This window comes from Bradyrhizobium sp. Ec3.3 (assembly GCF_000472925.1).
GTDB lineage: Bacteria > Pseudomonadota > Alphaproteobacteria > Rhizobiales > Xanthobacteraceae > Bradyrhizobium.
Map to the genome: position 1 here is coordinate 51,366 of NZ_AXAS01000046.1, position 20,362 is coordinate 71,727.

Below are 20,362 nucleotides of genomic sequence, written 5' to 3' on the forward strand. Positions count from 1 at the left end.
CGGCCATCAGGGGGCTCGCTCGATCAACGACGCCTCGCAAACGAGATAGCGTAGGCAGCGCTGCGCGCCGCGAAGATCTCGTCCGGCGGATGACCGATGCCTTCGGCGAGATTTGCCGGATCGAAGAAGAAGGCGTCGCACGCTTCGTTTGGATCGATAGCTGTGATGACGATTGTTCCCAACCGCAGCGCCTCCCGTCTGTCTTCGTCTGGCCAACGGATGGTCGCGTCCATAGTGGGATCCCCGGGACGATCGAGCAGGGCCATCACGCTGAAGCGGGCATCGCCTGCGGCGATCCGATGTTCGAGATCTTCGTGCAAAAAATCCGCAGACTTCGCCTTGGCTTCGTCCTCCGCCAGCGCGATATCTCCGCCGACCGGCGTGACCTTGAACTTGATGAACCGAGTCTCCCCCATCGAATTCGTCGCGGGAAAGGCATGCACGCCCCAGTAGGTTGTTCCAGCAAAGCTCGCCGGCAGCGGGCGCGCGGCGATGTAATCGGCCTGATGCTGCGTTTCGGGATTGGCGGCGGCGAATGCGCTGATTCTCTCCATATCCGGCTTGTCGTCCTCTCCCGGAATGCTCGCGTCGAGGAACGCCAGCATCTGGTCGAGCGTCCTTGCATAATGCACCGGAGCGCTCTGCGTGAGAATGTCGGACCGATGATCAACGTTCCCGAGCCTGAAACTGAAGCCGCGCAGCGCGAGCTTGTCGGTATCCGTAACCCTGGGATTGCCGCTGCCGACCGAGAAGCGCGCCAGTACGCGCGATGGTCTAGTGAAGCTCTGGGATTTCGTAATCTCCTCCGCCTGATCCGACGGGATATAAGCGCCATGGACGCATTGGCCCCTGGCAAAGCTCGCGCGTACCTTTGGTGGATCACCAGCTACCGCTTTCAGGGCGTCGACGATCGACGCGGGCGCGGCGCTGCCGGTCGGGAACTGGGACTTCGCGGGGTCTTTGGTTGACATCGCAACGATCTAGCGAACCTGGTATTTCGTTGCGCCAGAGCGATTGCGGTACTTGTAGAGCGGTTGCTGCTATCGCGACGCGTCGTTGCCAATCCCTAAAAGTCCGAAACCTTGCCGACCGTAAATCCGGCGAAGCGCTCGGCCCGGTAGGGTCTGGGATCGACGATCGGCGCCGCGCCGGTCACCAAGTCCGCGACGAGGTGCCCGGATGCTGGGCCGATACCAAAGCCGTGGCCGCTGAAGCCCGCCGCCAATATCAACCCAGGCAGGCCGGACGCTTCTCCGATGACCGGCACGCCATCGGGTGTCGAGTCGATGTAGCCGCCCCACGTGGCGGTGATCTTCGTGTCCTTCAGTGCCGGTAACAATTCGAGGGCGCGCCGATGCGTGAGTTCGATCGTGCTTTGATCGGGCGTGGGATCGAGGATGCGAACGCGCTCCATCGGCGTCGGGCTGCCCGCGCGCCAACGGCGGAGCGTTTCGTGTCCCGACCTCACGCCCTCGAGGCCGCCGGGGAGCAGACTGCGCCAGCGGCGCGCGAACATCGGCAGGAACTGCGGGGCGAAGCGGAACTGCTGCGCGGTTGGATCGACGCGTCCGCGACCGCTGATGGCGAGCGTGTATCCGCCGTCGCCGCGTTTCGTCACCGAAACGGCGGCGGTGTGGAGCGCGTCCGGTAGGCCCTTCGTGCCTGCCGAGACGGAGAGAATGGACGAGCGGATCGAGGCGAGCGGAAGCCGAATGCCGGCCTGGTGGCAGAAGGACGAAGACCACGCGCCGCCTGCCAGTATGGCGACACGCGTGCGAATCGTTCCGTGCTCCGTCACGACCGCGCTGATCCGGCCGCCCTCGGTCTCCAGCCCGCGCGCCGCGCACATCTGGCGCACCGAGCCTCCACGCCTGAGGATCGCCCGCGCGACCGCCGGCGCTGCATTGGCGGGATCGGCGGTGCCGTCGGTTGGCGAGAAGACGCCGCCCTTCCAGGCGCGGCCCGTCGCCGCGCCGCGCCGCGTCGCCTCGGTCGCATCGAGCATGTGCGTGGTCACGCCGGCCGTACGGGCGAAGTCGCGCCAGCGCGCCCAGCCGTCGAGCTCCGCCTCATCGTTGCTGAGGTACAGGAGGCCGCAGCGAGAGAAGCCGGTGCTCTCGCCGCTTTCGGCGCCAAAGCTCTCCCACAGGTCCAGGCTCTTGGTTGCGATCGGCAGTTCTCGCGCATCGCGGTTTTGCTGGCGGCACCAGCCCCAGTTTCGGCTGGATTGCTCGGCCCCGATCCGCCCCTTCTCCACGAGAGCGACGCTGAGGCCTCGCAGGGTGAGATAGTAGGCGGCAAACACCCCGATAATGCCGCCTCCAATGACCACCACGTCGGCGCTGTGGGGAAGATCCGGCGAGGTCTCGATGTGGCAGAGTGGCGCAGGCATCCTGACGTCCTAGATTTCGCTCGCCGCATCGTATGTCGCGCATCGGCGCGAACGGCGCTGGATTCGATGGCAGCCCAGCATTTTGTGCTGTATCCTCATTATCCTGCAAAACGGCATTCTACCTGAATGATATGACGCCGGCGGTGGCCAACGGATACAGGATAGGTGGGCTTTTGGCTCATTGGACCAAATTTTATGCTGCGCCTTCCGGCGCGTGCTCAATGGAGGATCGTCAATGAAGCTGGACCGGATCGACATCAAGATCCTCCACGAACTCCAGAAGAACGGTCGCATCACAAATGTCGAGCTCGCCGAGTTGGTCAACCTGTCGCCGAGCCCATGTCTCATGCGTGTGAAGAGACTGCAGAGCGAGGGCTACATCGAGGGCTACTCGGCCCAGATCAATGTGCGCAAGCTCGGACAGACGCTGACCGTGTTCACGGAAGTGACGTTGAAGAACCATCGGCAAATCGACTTCGCCCGCTTCCTGGCGGCGGTCGACAAGGTCGATCAGCTGATCGAATGCCATCTCGTCTCCGGCGGATACGATTACATGCTGAAGTTCGTCACCGCCAGCATCGGCGAGTACCAGACGATCATGGAACGCCTGACGGACATGGATATCGGCATCGACAAATATTTCAGCTTCGTCGTCCTGAAGTCGCCCATCGTGCGCTCGCAGATGCCGCTGACCAGCCTCTTTCCTGCCTGATAGCCGGCTGCGCCAGCGCCTCTACTGGTGGCAATAGGCCCGCACCTCTTCGGCGTTCTGCTTCAGATTGTCGAGCCAGGTGGGATCGAGTTTGGGGACCGAAGAGAACAGCAGCCGCGTATAAGGGTGCTGCGGTGCCGCCAACCGGTTCGGCGTGATCTCCTCGACCTTCTGGCCGCGATACATCACGATGATCTCGTCGCAGATTGCCTCTACGACCGACAGGTCATGGCTGATGAAGATGTAGGAGAGGCCGAGCTCGCGCTGCAACTCCTTCAGGAGCTCGACCACCGCGGCCGCCACGACCGTATCGAGAGCCGACGTGATCTCGTCGCACAGGATGAGCGTCGGCTCGGCAGCGAGCGCTCGAGCAAAGTTCACCCGCTGCTTTTGACCGCCTGAAAGTTCTCTTGGCAATCGATGGCGCACCGATTTGGGGAGATGGACCAGATCAAGAAGCTCGCTGACGCGCGCATCACGCGCTTTGCCCTTCATGCCGTGGTAGAAGGTGAGGGGACGTCTCAAGATGTCTTCCACCGACTTCGCGGGGTTGAGCGCTGTGTCAGCGTGCTGGAACACGATCTGAATCTTGCGGAGTTCGTTGCGGGTACGGCCGCGGCCGGCTTTCCCCAATTCGCGCCCATCGAAGATGATGTCGCCCGCATGGGCCGGCAGGATCCCGGCAATCGCCCGGGCAAGCGTTGACTTGCCACAGCCGGACTCGCCGATAATGCCGAGATTACGCCCACGATCCAGCTTGAGGCTGACTGCCTGGACGGCGCTGATCAACGGTTGTCCATCGCGCCGACGAGGGCCGTAGCCGACTGTCAGATTGTCGACCTGAAGCAGGTGACCGTCGGTCGCGTCCTCGTGTTCAGGCCCGCGCTGTTGTGCCTTCGGCCTGAACGCGGCCAGCAGTTCCCTTGTATAGGGGTGCCGGGCCTCCTCGAGGATTTCGCTGGTCGTGCCCGTTTCCTGGACCGTGCCGTCTTTGAGCACGACGATCCTGTCGGCGATCTGGGCGACGACGGCCAGATCATGCGAGACGTAGACGCCGGCGATGCTGTGCTGCGCCGTGACAGCCTTGAACGCGCGCAGCACCTCAACCTGGGTCGTGACATCGAGCGCCGTGGTGGGCTCGTCGAAGATGACGACCTTCGGTTGGCCGATCAGGGCCATCGCGGCGGCGAGGCGCTGCAACTGGCCGCCCGAGACCTGGTGCGGATAGCGGTTGCCGATCGTTTCCGGCTCCGGCAGCGACAGTGCTTTGAACAGCGAAAGGGCTTTCGCTTGTGCCTCTGCGGTCGACATCAGCTTGTGGATGCGCGCCACCTCGATGACCTGATCCATGATGGTGAGTGCAGGGTTGAAGGCGGCCGCAGCGCTCTGCGGCACGTAGGCGACCCTCGTCCCGCGAATGCCCGCGCGTTCCGCTTCCGAGAGCTTCACCATGTCGACGCCAGCGAGGTGTACTTCGCCGCCGGTGATTGCGCAGCCTTGCCGGGTGTAGCCCATCAGCGTCATGGCAATCGTGGTTTTGCCCGAGCCGCTCTCGCCGATGAGGGCGACGATCTCGCCCTCGGCGATGTCGAGGCTGACGCCCTTGATGATCTCGACCCGTCTGTCTGCGTCGGTCGTTGCCTCAACCCTGAGATTGCGGATCTCGACGAGGTTTCCGGTCATTCGGCGCTCCGGTCGCGAATCCTGCTCGGCAGGTTGTCGATCAGAAGGTTGACGCTAATCGTGAGACTTGCGATGGCGAGCGAAGGGAAGATCACCGCCGGTGCGCCAAAGGGCAGGCCACCGATATTCTCGCGGACCAGCGCTCCCCAGTCGGCGTAGGGTGGTTGCACGCCGAGACCTAGAAAGGACAGGCCAGAGAGCAGGAGCACGATAAAGACGAAGCGCAGGCCGAGGTCGGCAAGCACGGGACCGAGAATGTTGGGAAGGATCTCGGATGCGATGAGATAGGGCAGGCCTTCGCCTCGAATGCGGGCGACCGCCATGAAATCCATCGTGTTGACATTGACGGCGAGAGCGCGGGCGAAGCGGTAAGCTCCCGGGGTGTAGATCACCGAGAGCGTCGCAATCAGCGCCGGGATCGACGAGCCAACCGCGGCGACCACGACGAGGCCAAACAGCTTGCTTGGAATAGAGTTGAGCGCATCGAGAAACCGGCTCAACATGCTGTCGAACCATCCGCCGGCGACCGCTGCAGTCATGCCGAGTGCGACGCCGCTGAAACAGGCGATGGAGACGGCGGCAAGCGAGATGCCGAGTGTGTAGCGTGCTCCCATCAGGATGCGCGAAAAGATATCCCGGCCGAGATAGTCCGAGCCAAACCACAGGTCTCGGCTCATAGGCCCGAAATAGTCGGTATCGACGATCTCGCCAACCGAATGCGGGATGATCTGCGGGGCGAAAAGGGCGACGCCGCTCCAGAGAAGAATGATGCTCAGCGCCGACATGCCTATGAGATTGAAGCGATAGCCCAATCTCATTCCGAACCGGCCGGACAAAGTCGCTCTCGTCATCGCAGCCTCGGATTGGACAGGACGGCGATGATGTCGGCGGCCGTGATCAATGCCAGGTAACCCAGGCAGAAGATCATCGCGCATGTCTGGATCAGCGGCAGGTCGCGGGTCGAAACGGCATCGACCATCAGCTTGGCGATGCCGGGATAGTTGAAGATGGTCTCCACGATGATCACACCGCCGAGCAAATACGATAGCGAGAGTGCGACCGAATTGACGATGGGGCCAAGCGCATTGGGCAGTGCGTGCCTCAGCACCAGCCGGGGGCGCGAAGCGCCCTTGAGGAGAGCCATCTCGACATAGGGCGTGTTCAACGTCTCGACCACGGCGGCGCGCGTCATGCGGATCATCTGTGCCGAAACGCCGAATGTGAGCGTTACGACCGGCATCGCGTAGGTCCGCATCAGGTCATAGAACGACTTGACCTCGTTGGTGAAAGACAGTGCCGGCAGCCATTTGAGGTAGACTGCGAACAGCAGCACCGCGAGGGTTGCGATCATGAACTCCGGCACCGAGATGATGCCGATGGTCGCAACTGTCACGATGCGGTCGTAAAGGGTTCCGCGCCACATTGCGGCGGTGATGCCAAGCGTCAGGGCGAGCGGCACGGCGATCGAGGCGGTCAGTCCTGCAAGCATCATCGTGTTGGCGAACCGTCCGCGTATCAGATTGGCGACCGGGACGTTATTTGCATAAGACGTGCCGAAATCGCCCTGGACGAGCCCGGCCATCCATCTCAGGAATCGGATGATCGCGGGATCATTGAGATGCATGGCCTTGCGCAAACCCTCGACGGCTTCGGGCGTCGCGGACTGCCCGAGCAGGATCGTGGCTGTATCGCCGGGCAAAAGTGCGGTGGCAAAGAAGACGGCAAAGGAAACGATCACGAGCGTAATCAAGGCGATGAGAAGCCGCTTCACCACAAGTGACGTAACTTGTCTTCTCACGCTCGCGCTCCCGCACCACGCCGGGTTTGTTCAGCCCATGGTTCCGATGTCGGGAGCCAGAGCAGGCACCTCGCTATGCGCCGGTCAGGCGGTAAGCCAGACGTACTCGGCGAAGGCGTAGCCCATCATACCGCCGAGCGGGTTGGGCTCCAGTCCCTTCAGCTTGGCGGTGATGGCGTCCACATTGGAGATGTAGGCCGGAATAATGGTGCCCGCTTCTTCCGAAACCAGCACCTGCATCGCGTTGTAGATCTCGCGGCGCTTGGCCTGATCGAGCGAGCCGCGGGCCTCGAGCAGCATCTTGTCGAATTTTTCCGAGCTGAACCGGCTCTCGTTCCATGGCGCATCCGACTTGTAGAGCAGGGAGAACAGGATGTCCGGCGTCGGACGAGGGTTGATGTTGCCGAAGTGGATCGGTGCCTTCAGCCAGTAATTGCTCCAGTAGCCGTCGGAGGGCACGCGCTTCACATCGAGCTTCATACCGATCTGGGCGGCCGTAGCCTGAATGATCATGGCCATGTCGATCGCCGAACCGGCCGCATCGGAGGTGATGACCTCAATGGTCTGACCGAGCACGCCAGCTTTCTCGAAATGGAATTTGGCCTTGTCCGGATCGAACGATTTAGGCTTGAGCGCCGCGTTGTGGTAGAAGTTGGCAGGCGACACGGGTTGATCATTGCCGACGACGCCGAAGCCGCGCAGCGCCGATTTGACGATCTGCTCGCGGTTGACCAGGTATTTCATGCCCTCCACGAAATCCCGGTTGTTGCCGGGCACCATGTCCATGCGCATGTTCAGGTCGGTGTACGTGCCCGACGTGGTCGTGGACAGCGCGAAACCAGTCCGACCTTCGAGCAGGCGCACCGATCGCGGGTTGATCGACGCAGCGAGTTGAATGTCGCCGGACAGCAGGGCATTGATTCGAGCGTTTTCATCAGGAATGGCGAAAAACTCGAATGAATCGACGTTCGGACCGCCTTTGAAGTAGTTGGGATTTCGCACGCCGATCGAGCGCTCGCCGGGTTCGAATTTCTGGCACTTGAAGGCGCCGGTCCCGTTACCTGAGGAGAAATCGGTCGTGCCGTCGGCCACGATCATGAAGTGATGCATGGACAGGATCGTCGGGAGATCCGCGTTGGGGCTCGCCAGGGTAACCTCGACGGTGTTCTTGTCGACGGCCTTGAAGTCGGTCATTTGGGAAGCGATCGCCGCGACTTTCGAACCGGTTGCTTTGTCCCGGTGGCGCTTCAGCGAGAAGATGACATCGTCGGCGCTGAGGTCCTTGCCGCTATGGAAGGTGATGCCCTTCTTCAGCTTGATCGTCCAGGTTTTGGCATCGGCGCTCTCGATCGACTCGGCGAGCTCCATCTGGGGCACGCCAGCCTGGTCGAGGAATGTCAGGCGATTGTAGAAGGAGCAGCAGCGCACATAGTCGGTCGAGAGCGAGGCTTTGGCTGGGTCGAGCGTGTCGGCGGTCGAGGAGGACCAGGCCGCCGCCTTCAGAGCGCCGCCTTTCACGGGTGTCGCCGCCACCGCTTGCGACGCGCGGCCGAAGACCGCGCTGGCGGCAGCCAGTGCCACGCCATTGGCGAGCATGAACTTCAGAAGGTCGCGGCGCGAAGCCCCGCGCCGAATAGCGCTCTCGACCATGGCGTCGTCTGAACAGGACCAGTTCCTCGTCGTGTCGCTCATGTCAATCCCTCGTCGCTGGCTAAGGCTATGGCTCATGCTGCGGTGAGCGGCAGATTGTTCTGTCGCACGATTGTCGTGGGTGCCGGCCCGGTCCCGTTAAAACGACCAGGCCGCAGCACCCCTTAAGGACTGCATTCTTTCCCGCGATCGAAGTCTCGCAGGATAGTCCCGCGGCTGTGTCCGAAAAAACCGCGGGCCACGGCACAAAATTGCGAAGATGCCTCGGTTTCTAGTATTTCGGACCAGCTTGCAGCCGGCTCATTATGCATGCCTACTAATGTTGCAATGCGGCGCGAACTTCGGCATCGGCCAGCGTGTCATCAAGCGTCCTGGCGGTGCGTTCGATGATGGCTTCGATATCGGACTCGGAGCAGCAGAGCGGCGGGGCATAGCCCAACACGCCCGTCGGGAAGGCACGGATGACAAGGCCGTTCTTCCAGGCGCGGTCGAAGATGCGCTTTGCCGGTTCGGCCGCGGCGGGAAGTGGCGTCTTGCGTTGCTTGTCGGTGACGAGTTCGATGGCGGCGAGCATGCAACGGCCCCGCACATCTCCGACAAGGGGGTGATCCCTTAGCGACTGAAGGCCCGCCATCAGGCGTGCACCGGCCTTTGCGCCATTCGCAAGCAGGCCGTTCTCGTAGAGGCGCAGCACTTCGAGGGCTACCGCGGCACTGACCGGATGCGCGGAGTAGGTATAACCGTGGCCAACTGCGCTGGAGCCCGCCGCATCGGCGATCGTGTCGTAGACGTGATCCGACAGGAAAACCGCGCCCATTGGCACGTATCCAGAAGTCAATCCCTTGGCGACGGTCATGAGGTCCGGGACGATCTCGTCCTCGCTGCACGCGAAAAGCGGTCCGGTCCTGCCGAACCCGGTAATCACCTCGTCCGCCACGAAGAGGATGCCATATGCCCGGCACCGCGCGCGCATCGCTTTCATCCAGCCTTTGGGCGGCACGAGCACGCCGCCTGAGCCCTGGATCGGCTCGGCATAGAATGCGGCGACGCGCTCCGGGCCTCCGATCTCCTCGATCTTCGCATCGAGGGCAGCCAGCGAGGCGGCGATGATGGCGCCTCCATCCTCTCCGGCTGGGTTGCGATAGACATAGTGCGAGGGAATCCTGTGCTGCCAGCTTAGCGGCAAGCCGAACCCGGCATGGAAAGAGGGCAGGGCGGTCAGCCCGGCGCCGACGGTCGAGGACCCGTGATATCCCTGTTCGACGGTGATGAAATGCTCTCGCTGCGGCTCGCGGCGAGCGTGCCAGTAGTAACGGATGAAGCGGACCGTGCTGTCGACTGCGTCCGAACCGCCGAGCGTGAAGTAGACGTGGTTCAGGTCACCGGGAGATCGCTGCGCCAGCTCTGCTGCAAGCCGGATCGCTGGCTCCGAGCCGAGGCTGAAATAGCCCGTTGCGTAGGGAAGCTCCTGCATCTGCCTGGCCGCGGCCGCAACGATACTCTCGTGCCCATAGCCGGCATTGACGCACCAGAGCCCGGCAAAGCCGTCGACGAGCTGATGTCCGGAAGCGTCCGTCACGATCGCTCCCCTGGCCGACTTCAGGACTCTAACGCCGGTCGCCTCATGCCCCCGGTAGGATGCGACCGGGTGGACGAGATGAGCCCGATCGAGTTCGATGAGTGAATTGCTGAGCATCAAAGTCTCCGTTTATCCGAAAGCCTGGCTGGCGAGGGCGAATGCCGTGGCTGGCGCGCGGCCGGATCGCGCAACGACAGGGCGCTGCATGGCAATGCCCTCGTCCACCTGGACGAGACCCTTGTCCGTGAGCCAGGCTCCCAATTGGGAGGCCTCGGAAGTATCCACGCGAACGAAGCGTCCTTGCCGCCCGGCCATGAAATAGACGAGCAGAGCCTTCGCCTCGTCGGCGTTCGCGGCCACGACAGGGCCGATCACCTCAGCTCTGCCGAAGGCGCGCAGCGCCGCAAATCCAGTTATCCTTTGGCCATCACCGAGCACCGCGAGGCGACCGGAGTTCGCAAGAACACGAAGCAGATCTTCCCGGTCTGCACAGTACGCACTTCTGTCGAGTTCGATGATCTCGGAGATATCGCGCGGCTCTGCCGGCCGGACATTGGCAGGCGGGGTGACACGCAAGACCAGTCCCTGATGCTGGACGATCGTTCCGGTCCGGCAAAAGCCGAGTTTCTGATAGAGCGGCAGGCCTTCGCCTGTTGCAACGAGCCTCAGCGCGCGCGATCCCGCCAGCGCGATGGCCGCCTCCATGAGTTGGCGGCCCAATCCGCGCCCGCGAGCGGATTCATCGACGATGACCATGTTGATGGTTGCGACATCCCGCTTGTAGGGCGTCATCAGAACCGTCCCGACAACGGTTGAAGCATTCGCATCGAACGCGACGAATCCCGCGCTCAGATCGAGTGCCAGTCGCCAGTCGTCGAGGCGATGCGGCCATTTGGCTTGACGTGAAAGGCGTAGCGCACCTTCGAGATGTTCGGGGCGGAAGGCGGTGAGCGAGATGTTGCCCTGGGTCATTGACTCGTGTTCCTGTCCGGCACCAGTCTCGTATTTTGGCGATGTGCAGATCGTCTGAAGGCCGCCGCGCGAACGATATCTTCCACCGCAGCCGGCGGAAAAGCCGCATCTTATGCCGCATAGGCGCTCTATTGTTGCGGCTCTGACATTGCGCGAGCGCACCAGGACGGGGATGATGAGCCAATTTCGCCCGAAATACGTGACCTTCGATTGCTACGGCACGCTGACGAATTTCCAGATGGCGGAAGCGGCGCAGGATCTCTATCGCGCGCGCCTACCCGAACTGCAGATGGCTGCACTCGTCAGGGATTTTGCGGCCTATCGGCTCGACGAGGTTCTCGGCGACTGGAAGCCCTATGCCGACGTGATCCACAACGCGCTGGAGCGCGCCTGCAAGCGCAATGACGTCGTCTTCAAGGCCGAGCATGCGCAGATGGTTTATGACCGCGTGCCGAGCTGGGGACCGCATCCCGACGTTCCTGCCGGGCTTTCCACGGTTGCCAAGAAGATTCCGCTCGTCATCCTCTCGAACGCCATGAATGCGCAACTTCCTTCGAACGTGGCGAAACTTGGGGCGCCCTTTCATGCCGCGCTCACGGCCGAACAGGCTCGATCCTATAAGCCTCGCATGAAGGGCTTCGAGTATATGTTCGATACGCTGGGCTGCGGGCCCGAGGACGTGGTGCACTGTTCCTCTTCTTTCCGTTACGACCTGATGACCGCTCATGATCTCGGCATCAAGAACAAGGTATGGGTCAATCGGGGACACGAGCCTGCGAACCCCTACTACGGCTACGTTGAAATCAAGGACATCGGCGGCCTGCCGGGCGTGTTCGGACTCTGAGCCGGCGGGATCTGCGGTGAAATACGTCTCCTACTGGCACGATACCGCACCAAGCTTCTCAGGCGGTGCCGAAGGTCCCGCCGAGGGGCACTATGACGTCGCGGTGATCGGTGGCGGCTTCACGGGCCTGGGAGCTGCGCGCCAGCTCGCGAAGGCAGGAACCAGGGTCGTTGTTCTCGAAGCAGACCGGGTAAGCAGCGGAGCATCGGGGCGGAATGGCGGGCATCTCAACAACGGTCTGGCCCACAGCTATCTTGCCGCCAAGGTGGAGTTGGGGAAGGATCGAGCCATCGCGCTTTACCACGCGCTCGATGCCTCAATCGACACGCTTGAGGCACTGATCGCGGAGGAGGGCATCGCGTGCAACTTCCGCCGTGCCGGGAAGCTGAAGCTCGCCTCCAAGCCGAAGCACTTCGATGTTATCGCGCGGAACTTCGAAGCGGTTCATCGCGAGGTGGATCCAGAGACCGCGTTGCTGTCCGCTCAGGACCTGAGTTCGGAGATTGGCTCGCCTTTCTTTGGCGCGATGCTTTCGAAGAAGAGCGCGATGATGCATATGGGGCGCTACGGCATTGGGCTGGCCGAGGCGGCCAAACGTCGCGGTGCCATCATCTTCGAGAAGGCTCCGGTCACGGCGCAGGCGCGGGAAGGATCGCGCCACCGCCTGACGACGTCTCGTGGCAGCGTCACCGCCGATCAGGTGCTGCTGGCGACAGGCGCCTACACCACAGCGAACTTTCCCTACTTCCGTCGCCGCATCGTCACCGTCGGCAGCTTCATCATCGCGACACGGCCGCTGGATGCGGCCGAAATCGCGGCCACCATGCCCGGCAACCGCACTTGCGTCAATTCGATGAATGTCGGCAATTATTTTCGGCTGGCACCGGATAATCGCCTGATTTTCGGCGGCCGTGCGCGCTTCTCAGCGACGTCGGATCAGCGTTCCGACGCAAAGAGCGGCGCGGTGCTCGTTGACAGTCTCACGCGAACCTTTCCGCAACTCGCCGGCATACCGATCGACTATTGCTGGGGCGGGCTCGTCGACATGACCAGCGATCGCTATCCACGCGCCGGCTATCAGGACGGGCTATGGTATGCGATGGGTTATTCCGGCCATGGTGCGCAGCTGTCTACTCATCTTGGCATGATCATCGCCGATGCGATGCTCGGACGCGAAGATCAAAACCCGATGAAGGGCCTCGACTGGCCCGCAGTGCCCGGCCATTTCGGCAAGCCATGGTTCCTGCCGCTGGTGGGAATATACTACAAGATGCTTGATCGCATTCAGTAGTCGGAAAGGGACGACCGCGGAAAGGCTGCCTGGACGTGCGGGAGGGCGCGGAGATGCGCCCCCTCCGTTTCGTCACCGCCTAGCTCAACCCACCGATATGGAAGGTCTTCATCTCGAGATATTCCTCGATCCCGACCTGGGCTCCTTCGCGCCCCAGGCCGGATTGCTTGATACCGCCGAACGGGGCCACCTCCGTCGACACCATGCCGGTGTTGAGACCGACCATGCCAGCCTCAAGTGCCTCCGCAACACGCCAGGATCGCTTCAGATCTCTGGTGTAGAAATAAGCCGCGAGCCCGAAGGGCGTCGCATTTGCCATGGCAATCGCCTCCTCGTCGGTCTTGAAACGGAAGAGAGGGGCGACTGGACCGAATGTCTCCTCGTGCGCCAGCACCATATCGGTGGTTGCCTCGGTCAGTACGATCGGTGCGGTAAATTGCGGACCCTTGGGCAGCGTCACCGGTTGCGCGGCGATACGGGCGCCCTTGGACAGTGCGTCGGCGACATGGCGGTTGATCTTGCTGATCGCCGCCTCGTTGATCATGGGTCCAATCGCCACACCCGGCTCGAGGCCTGATCCCACCTTCATGTTTTCGACACGGGCGACGAGCTTCTCCGCGAACGCATCATAGACGCCGGCCTGTACCAGGATCCGATTGGCGCAGACGCAGGTCTGGCCGCCATTGCGGAATTTTGACATGATCGCACCCTCGACCGCGAGGTCGAGATCGGCATCGTCAAAGACGATGAAGGGCGCATTTCCGCCGAGTTCAAGGCTCACCCGTTTGACGCTGTCTGCAGCGCCGCGCATGAGCAGCGAGCCGACGCGCGTCGAGCCCGTAAACGAGATCTTGTGCACGGTTTCGTTGGCCATGATTTCCGCGCCGATTTCTGTCGGCAGGCCGGTGAGAATATTGACGACGCCCGCGGGAATGCCGGCGCGCTCGGCCAGCACCCCGAGAGCCAGCGCCGAATAGGGCGTGAAATCCGACGGCTTGATCACGACGGTGCATCCGGCTGCGAGCGCCGGAGCCACCTTGCGCGTGATCATGGCGTTCGGGAAATTCCAGGGCGTGATGATTGCGCACACGCCCACCGGCTCCTTGAGAACGACGATACGCCGATCGGGCGTTGGCGAGGGGATTGTCGTGCCGCCGATACGCCGGGCTTCTTCTGCGAACCATTTGACGAAGGAGGCGCCATAACGGATCTCGCCCTTGGACTCGTCCAACGGCTTGCCCTGTTCGAGCGTCAGAATGCGCGCCAGATCGTCCAGATGCGCGATCATGAGCCCATGCCAGGCTTCCAGAAGTGCGGCGCGCTCGGCGTTGGTCTTCGCACGCCAGGTGGTGTAAGCCTTGGTTGCAGCGACAACTGCGGCGCGCGTGTCGTCCCGTCCCATATTCGGTACGGTGCCAAGAATGGTCTGCGTCGCCGGGTCGATCACGTCGATCGTCGCTCCCGAGAGTGCCCCCAGCCATTGGCCGCCGATGAGGCCCTGTTGCCGGAAGAGATCCTTGTCGTTCAGCTTCTGCATCGGATGATCCTTGTCGATCAGGAGAGACGGGAAAGTACGGCTGCGGTGATCGCCTCGGTGCGCTCCTTGCCGGGAACCGTGCCGATGCCATGGGACGTGGTGGCCGCCAGCGACGTCATGACGCGTGCTGCGGCGTCGCTCTCGCCAAGATGTTCGAGCATCATCGCGCCGGACCAGATGGCTGCGATCGGATTGGCCGTGCCGAGATGGGTGATGTCGGGGGCTGAGCCGTGAACGGGTTCGAACATCGATGGAGCGCCGCGCTCCGGATTGATGTTGGCGGAAGCGGCAAAGCCGAGCCCGCCCTGGATGGCGGCGCCGAGATCGGTCAGAATGTCGCCGAAAAGGTTGGAGGCCACGACAACGTCGAGGCTTTCCGGCGCCATGACCATGCGTGCGGCGAGCGCATCCACGTGGTAGCTCGTGCATTCGACATCCGGATAGTCGGCGGCAACCAGCCGTGTCACCTCGTCCCAGAAGACCATCGAGTATTTTTGCGCATTCGACTTGGTGACCGATGCAAGCTTTCCGCGTCGCTTGCGCGCCTGGTCGAAACCGTATCGCAAGATCCGCTCCACGCCGGCGCGCGTAAACACCGAGGTCTCGACGGCGATTTCGCCGGAGGTGCCCTGATGCACGCGCCCACCGGCGCCCGAATATTCGCCTTCGGTGTTCTCCCGGATGCAAAGGATGTCAAACTCGGTTGTCTTCAACGGGCCGTTGACGCCCGGGAGCAGGCGGTGCGGCCGGACGTTGGCATATTGCGTGAACCCCTTGCGTATCGGCAGCAGCAAACCGTGCAGCGACACGGCATCGGGCACCTCCGCCGGCCAGCCGACTGCGCCAAGCAGAATGGCATCGAACTTCCCGAGCGTCTTGATGCCATCGGCAGGCATCATCGCGCCGGTTTCCTTGTAATAGGCGCAGGACCACGGATATCGCGTTCCACTGAGCGCAAAGTCCGAATGCCTGGCAGCAGCCTCGAGCACGGCCCAAGCGGCGTCCGTCACGTCGCGGCCGATGCCGTCGCCGGGAATGAGAGCGATCGCGTAGTTCTTCATGTCAGCCCCTGGATGTGGATGAGCACGCTCTTCGAGCGGCGATTGGCGTGATAGGCTTCGCGGCCGAGATCCTTGCCGATGCCGGACCGCTTGTAGCCTCCCGTCGGCAGGATGTGGTCGCGTGATCGGCCGTAACGATTGACCCAGACGGTGCCAGCAGGAAGTGCGCGCGTGATCCGCATCACGCGTGAGACATCGCGAGTGAAAAGTCCGGCGGCAAGACCGTAGGTCGGGTGGTCGGCGAGCGCCAAGGCTTCTTCCTCGGTCACAAATGTCTGAACCGTCAGCACGGGTCCGAAGATTTCTTCGGCGATGGCGGGAGAGGATTGATCCACCTTCGCAAGCAGCGTCGGCTGATAGAAATAGCCCTGGCCTTCCATCGATTCGCCGCCCGCCAGACATTCGGCCCCCTTTGCGCGGGCTGCTCGCACGATCGTGTGAATCCTCGATCGCTGTTTCTCAGAGATGATCGGGGAATAAGTCGTTGCGGCATCCCATGTCGGACCTGCGCGAACGACCTGCATATGGGCGATGATGGCTTCAACGATCGGCTCGGCCACGACGATGTGGGCGATAAGCCGCGATCCGGCGACACAGGCCTGCCCGGCATTTGCGAGGATGCTGCCCGCAATCGCGGCGGCAGCCTGATCGAGATCGGCATCGGCGAAGACGATCTGCGGGCTCTTGCCGCCGAGTTCGAGCGTCATCGGTTTGATGCCCGTGCGCGCGATATTGGCCATGATGGCGGCGCCCGCGCCGGTCGATCCGGTGAAGCTCACTTTTGCGATGTCGGGATGTCCGGTGATGGCCGCACCGGTCGTCAATCCGTCGCCGAGCACAACGTTGATGAGCCCTGCAGGCACGCCTGCCTTCACCGCCAATTGTGCGAGAAGGATGGACGAGAACGGCGTCATCTCGGACGGCTTCAGCACGACTGCGTTGCCCGCGGCGAGGGCCGGCCCGAGCTTCCAGCCTGCCATGGACAGGGGGAAATTCCAGGGTGTGATGGCGCCGACGACGCCGTAGGGCTCGGTCATGATCATGCCGAGATGCTCGTCGTCGGTGGGCACCAGGTCGCTGCCTTCCTTGTCGGCGAATTCGGCGAAGAAACGGATTTGCTCCGCGGCGACCGCGATGTCTCCCGCGACGAGTTGACCGACCGGGCGGGTGGATGAAGCCGCCTCGATCCTGGCGAGCATCTCGGCTTCGCGCTCTATGAGATCGGCCCAGCGCTTGAGGACGCTGGCTCGTTCGCGCGGCCGCACGCCGCCCCAGTTGCTGGTCTTCAGAGCCTTCCTGGCGGTTTGAACCGCCTCATCCACGATGTTCTCCGAGGCTATGGGACAGTCGGCGTAGAACGAGCCGTCCGAAGGGCGGCGCAGCGGAAGCAGACCGGAAGACTCCCGCAGCCGATCGCCGATGAAGTGGCCGACCGGCAGCGAGATCTGATCTGGGTCGAAGCTCAGGCTCATGACACCGTGACGTAGATCTTGCGTACGGTCTCGATGGTCTTCCAGACGCCCGTAAATCCCGGCTTCATGACGAAGCTGTCGCCAGCTCTGAACGTGATCGGATCGCCGCCGTCCGGCGTGATCTCGACCACGCCTGCGAGGATGTGACAGAACTCGAAGGTCTCTCCCTTGATGGAGCGCGTTTCGCCCGGGGTCGCTTCCCATACGCCGGTATGCACGAGCTCACCCTTGGCCATGTCTTGCGCCCAGGTCTTGTAGTGGGGCGTACCGGCAATGAGCCGCTCCGGCGTCGGGCCGGACTCTTTCGGGGCGAAAGTCGGATTGGGATCGATCAGTTTCAGAAGCAATTGGAACTCCTCTCAGTAGCCACGTGTGCGATCAACGAGCCCGATGAGATCGAGGCCCGCCTCATATCGCTTGATGTTGTCGATGACCGCGCGCGCTGCGGTGTCCGCCTGGGTTGCGCTTGCCACATGCGGAGTGAGCATGACTTTCGGATGGCCCCAGAAGGCATGATCGGCAGGCAGAGGCTCGGGTTCGGTGACGTCGATGACGGCGCCGGCGAGTTGGCCGGCATCCAGAGCGGCGAGCAGCGCGAGGTGATCGAGCTGGCCGCCACGCCCCGCATGGACGAGGGCTGCGCCTTTCGGCAACCGCGCAAAGAGCTCATGATTCAGGATCCCCTGCGTGGCCTTCGTGAGCGGCAGCAGGCAGATGAGGATGTCGGTCTCAGCGAGCATCCGGCTAAGTCCAGCTTGGCCGCTATATGTTGCGACGCCTTCGATCGTCTTGTCCGATCGGCTCCAGCCGCTCAAGCGAAAGCCGAAAGGCTTCAGGCTCTCCAGCACGGCCCGGCCGAGCACGCCAAGCCCGAGCAGTCCAACCCGGCGATCGGCAGCCTGCTTCTGCGCCAGAGCCCGCCACTCGCGTTGCCGCTGCAAATCAAGATAGGCAGGGAGGTTGCGGTGGAGCGCCAGCACCGCGAGGGTGACATACTCCTGCATCATCCGGATGATGCCGTTTTCCACCATCCGGACCACCTTCACCTCGGGCGGGATCGCGTTGAGCGGAAATTGATCGATGCCGGCCCCGACTGAAAACAGGACTTCAAGGTTGCGGTACCGTTCGAGGGTCTCCGTCACGGTCCAGCTGATGATATAACGCACGCCGTCGGGATCGACCGTGGCCGGGCCGATCGCGAAGGGCAGGTGCGGGAGCTCGCGAGCGAAGGCCTCACGGAAAACGGCTCCGCGCTGTGCGTCGGAATTGAAGAGAAATGTCATTTGGTCAATGTGGACGCGCGGAGGGTGGCGAACTCGCCGGATTGAACCAAGCTATCGGATCGGGATTCCATCCGGTGCCGAATGCGACCGCGATTTGGTGGATTGTTTCGTTGGACCGCCGTTCTGAAACTTAATCTGCGGCGAGGCTCGGTCTATGCTGATCGCGCCCGGAGCTGAAGCGAGCTCGGAGCAGCCACTCGACCGATGTCAGGCCGACCAGAGGGAGACATGAAGCCCCGCACGACCGGTTCGCTCACGATCGATGCTTTCGATGCGCGCGCGGTCGACATCGACACGGTCGGGCTCGAACAGCTTTACACCCTTTCGATCGGCGTAGGCTGGCCGCACCGGCCTGAGGACTGGCAGTTTCTGCGTGATATGGGCCACGGCATCGTGGTTCACGATGAAATCGGACGGGTGCTGGGATCGGCCATGTGGTTTCCTCATGGGACAGAGTTCGCCACAGTCGGCATGGTTATCACCTCACCCCGCCTTCAGACGCGTGGCACGGCACAGTGGCTCATGAAGCGCGTTCTGTCCGCGTGCAGGGGGCGCGATCTCCGCCTCAATGCCACGCGCGCAGCGCGCAAGCTCTATCTCTCGCTCGGCTTTCGTACCGAGCGAACGGTGTTCCAACGTCAAGGCGAGGCGCGACGCTCCGGCGAGATGCCGCGTCCTTACGAAAGAGCCGAGCTGCGTCGTCTGGACGAGCGGGATCTGCCGGCCGTCGCCGAACTCGATGCGCAAGCGTTCGGCGCCTGGCGCCTCACGCTGCTTGCTGCTCTGCTACCGCAATCCGTGGGGTTCGGGCTCTACCGGAACGGTCGTCTCGCAGCCTTCGCGCTCTGTCGCCCGTTCGGGCGCGGGCATGTCGTGGGGCCGCTGGTCGCGTCAAACGACGAGGACGCGATCATAGTGATCGCACCGCATATCGCCGCCCATGAAGGAGAGTTTCTGAGAGTTGACACGCACATTGCCGAGGGCGAGTTCAGCTCCTTCTTGGCCCGGTCGGGCCTTGCTTTCTTCGACACTGTTACGACGATGTCGCTGGGAGGAGACTTTCGTGATCCGAATACCCGCTATGGAATGCAACCCGTAACTTTCGCGCTCGCAAGCCAAGCGCTCGGCTAAGCCCGATCATTGAGCGTTTCCGCCATGCGCAGGAGGCGCCGTGTGCACGGCGGGTGCACTGGAAGATCAAGAAAAAATCGATCGACGGCAAGCGTGGGCTGCCTCTCTCTCTGGAGTGATCTGACCTCCGCAGAGGCTTAGGGCGATCTTGAGAATCGGGCCGCAAGTCGCAAGGACGACGCGATCAAATTGATCGCGTCGTCCTTCGACAAGCAACACGCCGGATTCTGCCCACTCAATGCGCGCCGAGATAGGCGGCCTGGATACTCTCGTCCGAGCGCAGCCGGGCAGCACTGCCTTGATCGACGATCGTTCCGTTCTTCAGCACATAGCCGCGGTCGGCGATTGCCAACGCCATATGGGCGTTCTGCTCGACAAGCAGGATGGTGACACCACGCTTGTTGATCGTCTCGATAATATCGAAAATCCGCTCGACGAAGAGCGGTGAAAGTCCCATCGATGGCTCGTCAAGCAAGAGTATGCGTGGATGCTGCATCAGCGCGCGTGCCACAGCGAGCATTTGCTGCTCGCCTCCCGACAGTGTACCGCCGAATTGCTTGCGGCGCTCGGCGAGCCGCGGGAACAGCTCGAGCATCTCGGTCATCCGGCTCGCGATATCGGCCTTCGAGCCGACCGTGAAGGCGCCCATTTCGAGGTTCTCGATCACGGTCAAATCGGCAAAGATGCGGCGCCGCTCCGGGACATGCGCGAGTCCACGTCGCACGACATCGTGCGGCGGCACCGATCGGAGGGAGCGTCCGTCCAGCAGGACGTCGCCGGACCGGATCGGCAGCAGGCGCGAGATCGCGCCCAGGGCTGTCGTCTTTCCGGCACCATTGCTGCCGATGAGTGTAACGATTTCGCCCTCGTTCACAACCACCGACAGGTCGCGGATGGCGTGGATCGCCCCGTAGAACACGTCGATGTTTCGAACCTCGAGCAGAGGACGGGCTGGCG

General features: G+C 62.6%; 18 protein-coding genes. 4 read left to right on the forward strand and 14 right to left on the reverse strand.

What is annotated here, in order from left to right:
* Positions 1–23: 23 nt before the first annotated feature.
* Entirely contained in the window at positions 24–971 is a 948-nt protein-coding gene (locus YUU_RS0132990) for a catalase family peroxidase (RefSeq protein WP_027526180.1), read from the reverse strand.
* 95 nt (positions 972–1,066) lie between these two features.
* Positions 1,067–2,392 (reverse strand): FAD-binding oxidoreductase, encoded by a 1,326-nt coding sequence (locus YUU_RS0132995; protein WP_027526181.1) that lies wholly within the window; start codon positions 2,390–2,392, stop codon positions 1,067–1,069.
* Positions 2,393–2,627: 235 nt separating this feature from the next.
* On the opposite strand from YUU_RS0132995, the gene YUU_RS0133000 reads away from it, so the two are divergent.
* On the forward strand, positions 2,628–3,104 hold the full coding sequence (locus tag YUU_RS0133000; RefSeq protein WP_027526182.1) for an Lrp/AsnC family transcriptional regulator: 477 nt from the start codon (positions 2,628–2,630) through the stop codon (positions 3,102–3,104).
* 21 nt (positions 3,105–3,125) lie between these two features.
* On the opposite strand, the gene YUU_RS0133005 is transcribed toward YUU_RS0133000, so the two are convergent.
* The 6 genes from YUU_RS0133005 to YUU_RS0133030 all read right to left on the reverse strand — a co-directional run bounded on the left by YUU_RS0133005 (position 3,126) and on the right by YUU_RS0133030 (position 10,786).
* Complete coding sequence (locus tag YUU_RS0133005) at positions 3,126–4,787, reverse strand: ABC transporter ATP-binding protein (RefSeq protein ID WP_027526183.1); 1,662 nt, start codon at positions 4,785–4,787, stop codon at positions 3,126–3,128.
* A complete protein-coding gene (locus tag YUU_RS0133010; RefSeq protein WP_027526184.1) occupies positions 4,784–5,638 on the reverse strand; it encodes an ABC transporter permease in 855 nt (284 codons plus the stop codon). Before YUU_RS0133010 ends, YUU_RS0133005 begins: the two co-directional genes overlap by 4 nt.
* The gene (locus YUU_RS0133015; protein ID WP_027526185.1) at positions 5,635–6,585 is read right to left on the reverse strand and encodes an ABC transporter permease; all 951 of its coding nucleotides are present in this window, start codon (positions 6,583–6,585) and stop codon (positions 5,635–5,637) included. Before YUU_RS0133015 ends, YUU_RS0133010 begins: the two co-directional genes overlap by 4 nt.
* A gap of 84 nt (positions 6,586–6,669) precedes the next feature.
* The gene (locus YUU_RS0133020; protein WP_027526186.1) at positions 6,670–8,277 is read right to left on the reverse strand and encodes an ABC transporter substrate-binding protein; all 1,608 of its coding nucleotides are present in this window, start codon (positions 8,275–8,277) and stop codon (positions 6,670–6,672) included.
* Between the two features lie 274 nt (positions 8,278–8,551).
* Positions 8,552–9,931, reverse strand: coding sequence for an aspartate aminotransferase family protein (locus tag YUU_RS0133025; RefSeq protein ID WP_027526187.1), 1,380 nt, complete (start codon positions 9,929–9,931; stop codon positions 8,552–8,554).
* Positions 9,932–9,943: 12 nt separating this feature from the next.
* Positions 9,944–10,786 carry a GNAT family N-acetyltransferase gene (locus YUU_RS0133030; protein WP_027526188.1) on the reverse strand — a complete coding sequence of 281 codons (843 nt, stop codon included), beginning with the start codon at positions 10,784–10,786 and terminating at the stop codon, positions 9,944–9,946.
* A 175-nt stretch (positions 10,787–10,961) separates the two neighbouring features.
* Between YUU_RS0133030 and YUU_RS0133035 the strand changes: the two genes are divergently transcribed.
* Both YUU_RS0133035 and YUU_RS0133040 read left to right on the forward strand, forming a co-directional pair.
* A complete protein-coding gene (locus YUU_RS0133035) occupies positions 10,962–11,630 on the forward strand; it encodes a haloacid dehalogenase type II (protein ID WP_027526189.1) in 669 nt (222 codons plus the stop codon).
* Between the two features lie 16 nt (positions 11,631–11,646).
* Complete coding sequence (locus tag YUU_RS0133040) at positions 11,647–12,921, forward strand: FAD-binding oxidoreductase (RefSeq protein WP_027526190.1); 1,275 nt, start codon at positions 11,647–11,649, stop codon at positions 12,919–12,921.
* 79 nt (positions 12,922–13,000) lie between these two features.
* Here the strand turns inward: YUU_RS0133040 and YUU_RS0133045 are convergent, their stop codons facing one another.
* Genes YUU_RS0133045 through YUU_RS0133065 form a run of 5 tightly spaced genes read right to left on the reverse strand, consistent with a single transcriptional unit; the run spans position 13,001 to position 18,274 of the window.
* Positions 13,001–14,458 (reverse strand): NAD-dependent succinate-semialdehyde dehydrogenase, encoded by a 1,458-nt coding sequence (locus YUU_RS0133045; protein WP_027526191.1) that lies wholly within the window; start codon positions 14,456–14,458, stop codon positions 13,001–13,003.
* Positions 14,459–14,475: 17 nt separating this feature from the next.
* The gene (locus YUU_RS0133050) at positions 14,476–15,519 is read right to left on the reverse strand and encodes a tartrate dehydrogenase (RefSeq protein WP_027526192.1); all 1,044 of its coding nucleotides are present in this window, start codon (positions 15,517–15,519) and stop codon (positions 14,476–14,478) included.
* Positions 15,516–16,991: an aldehyde dehydrogenase gene (locus tag YUU_RS0133055; RefSeq protein WP_027526193.1), complete on the reverse strand. Its 1,476-nt coding sequence runs from the start codon at positions 16,989–16,991 to the stop codon at positions 15,516–15,518. The genes YUU_RS0133050 and YUU_RS0133055 overlap by 4 nt, the downstream gene beginning before the upstream one ends.
* Positions 16,988–17,338, reverse strand: a complete 351-nt coding sequence (locus tag YUU_RS0133060; protein ID WP_027526194.1) for a cupin domain-containing protein — start codon at positions 17,336–17,338, stop codon at positions 16,988–16,990. Before YUU_RS0133060 ends, YUU_RS0133055 begins: the two co-directional genes overlap by 4 nt.
* Positions 17,339–17,350: 12 nt before the next feature.
* Positions 17,351–18,274, reverse strand: a complete 924-nt coding sequence (locus YUU_RS0133065) for a glyoxylate/hydroxypyruvate reductase A (RefSeq protein WP_027526195.1) — start codon at positions 18,272–18,274, stop codon at positions 17,351–17,353.
* A 228-nt stretch (positions 18,275–18,502) separates the two neighbouring features.
* Here YUU_RS0133065 and YUU_RS0133070 point away from each other — a divergent pair, with 228 nt between their 5' ends.
* The gene (locus YUU_RS0133070) at positions 18,503–19,405 is read left to right on the forward strand and encodes a GNAT family N-acetyltransferase (protein WP_027526196.1); all 903 of its coding nucleotides are present in this window, start codon (positions 18,503–18,505) and stop codon (positions 19,403–19,405) included.
* 235 nt (positions 19,406–19,640) lie between these two features.
* On the opposite strand, the gene YUU_RS0133075 is transcribed toward YUU_RS0133070, so the two are convergent.
* Complete coding sequence (locus YUU_RS0133075) at positions 19,641–20,348, reverse strand: ABC transporter ATP-binding protein (protein WP_371260531.1); 708 nt, start codon at positions 20,346–20,348, stop codon at positions 19,641–19,643.
* Positions 20,349–20,362: the final 14 nt, after the last annotated feature.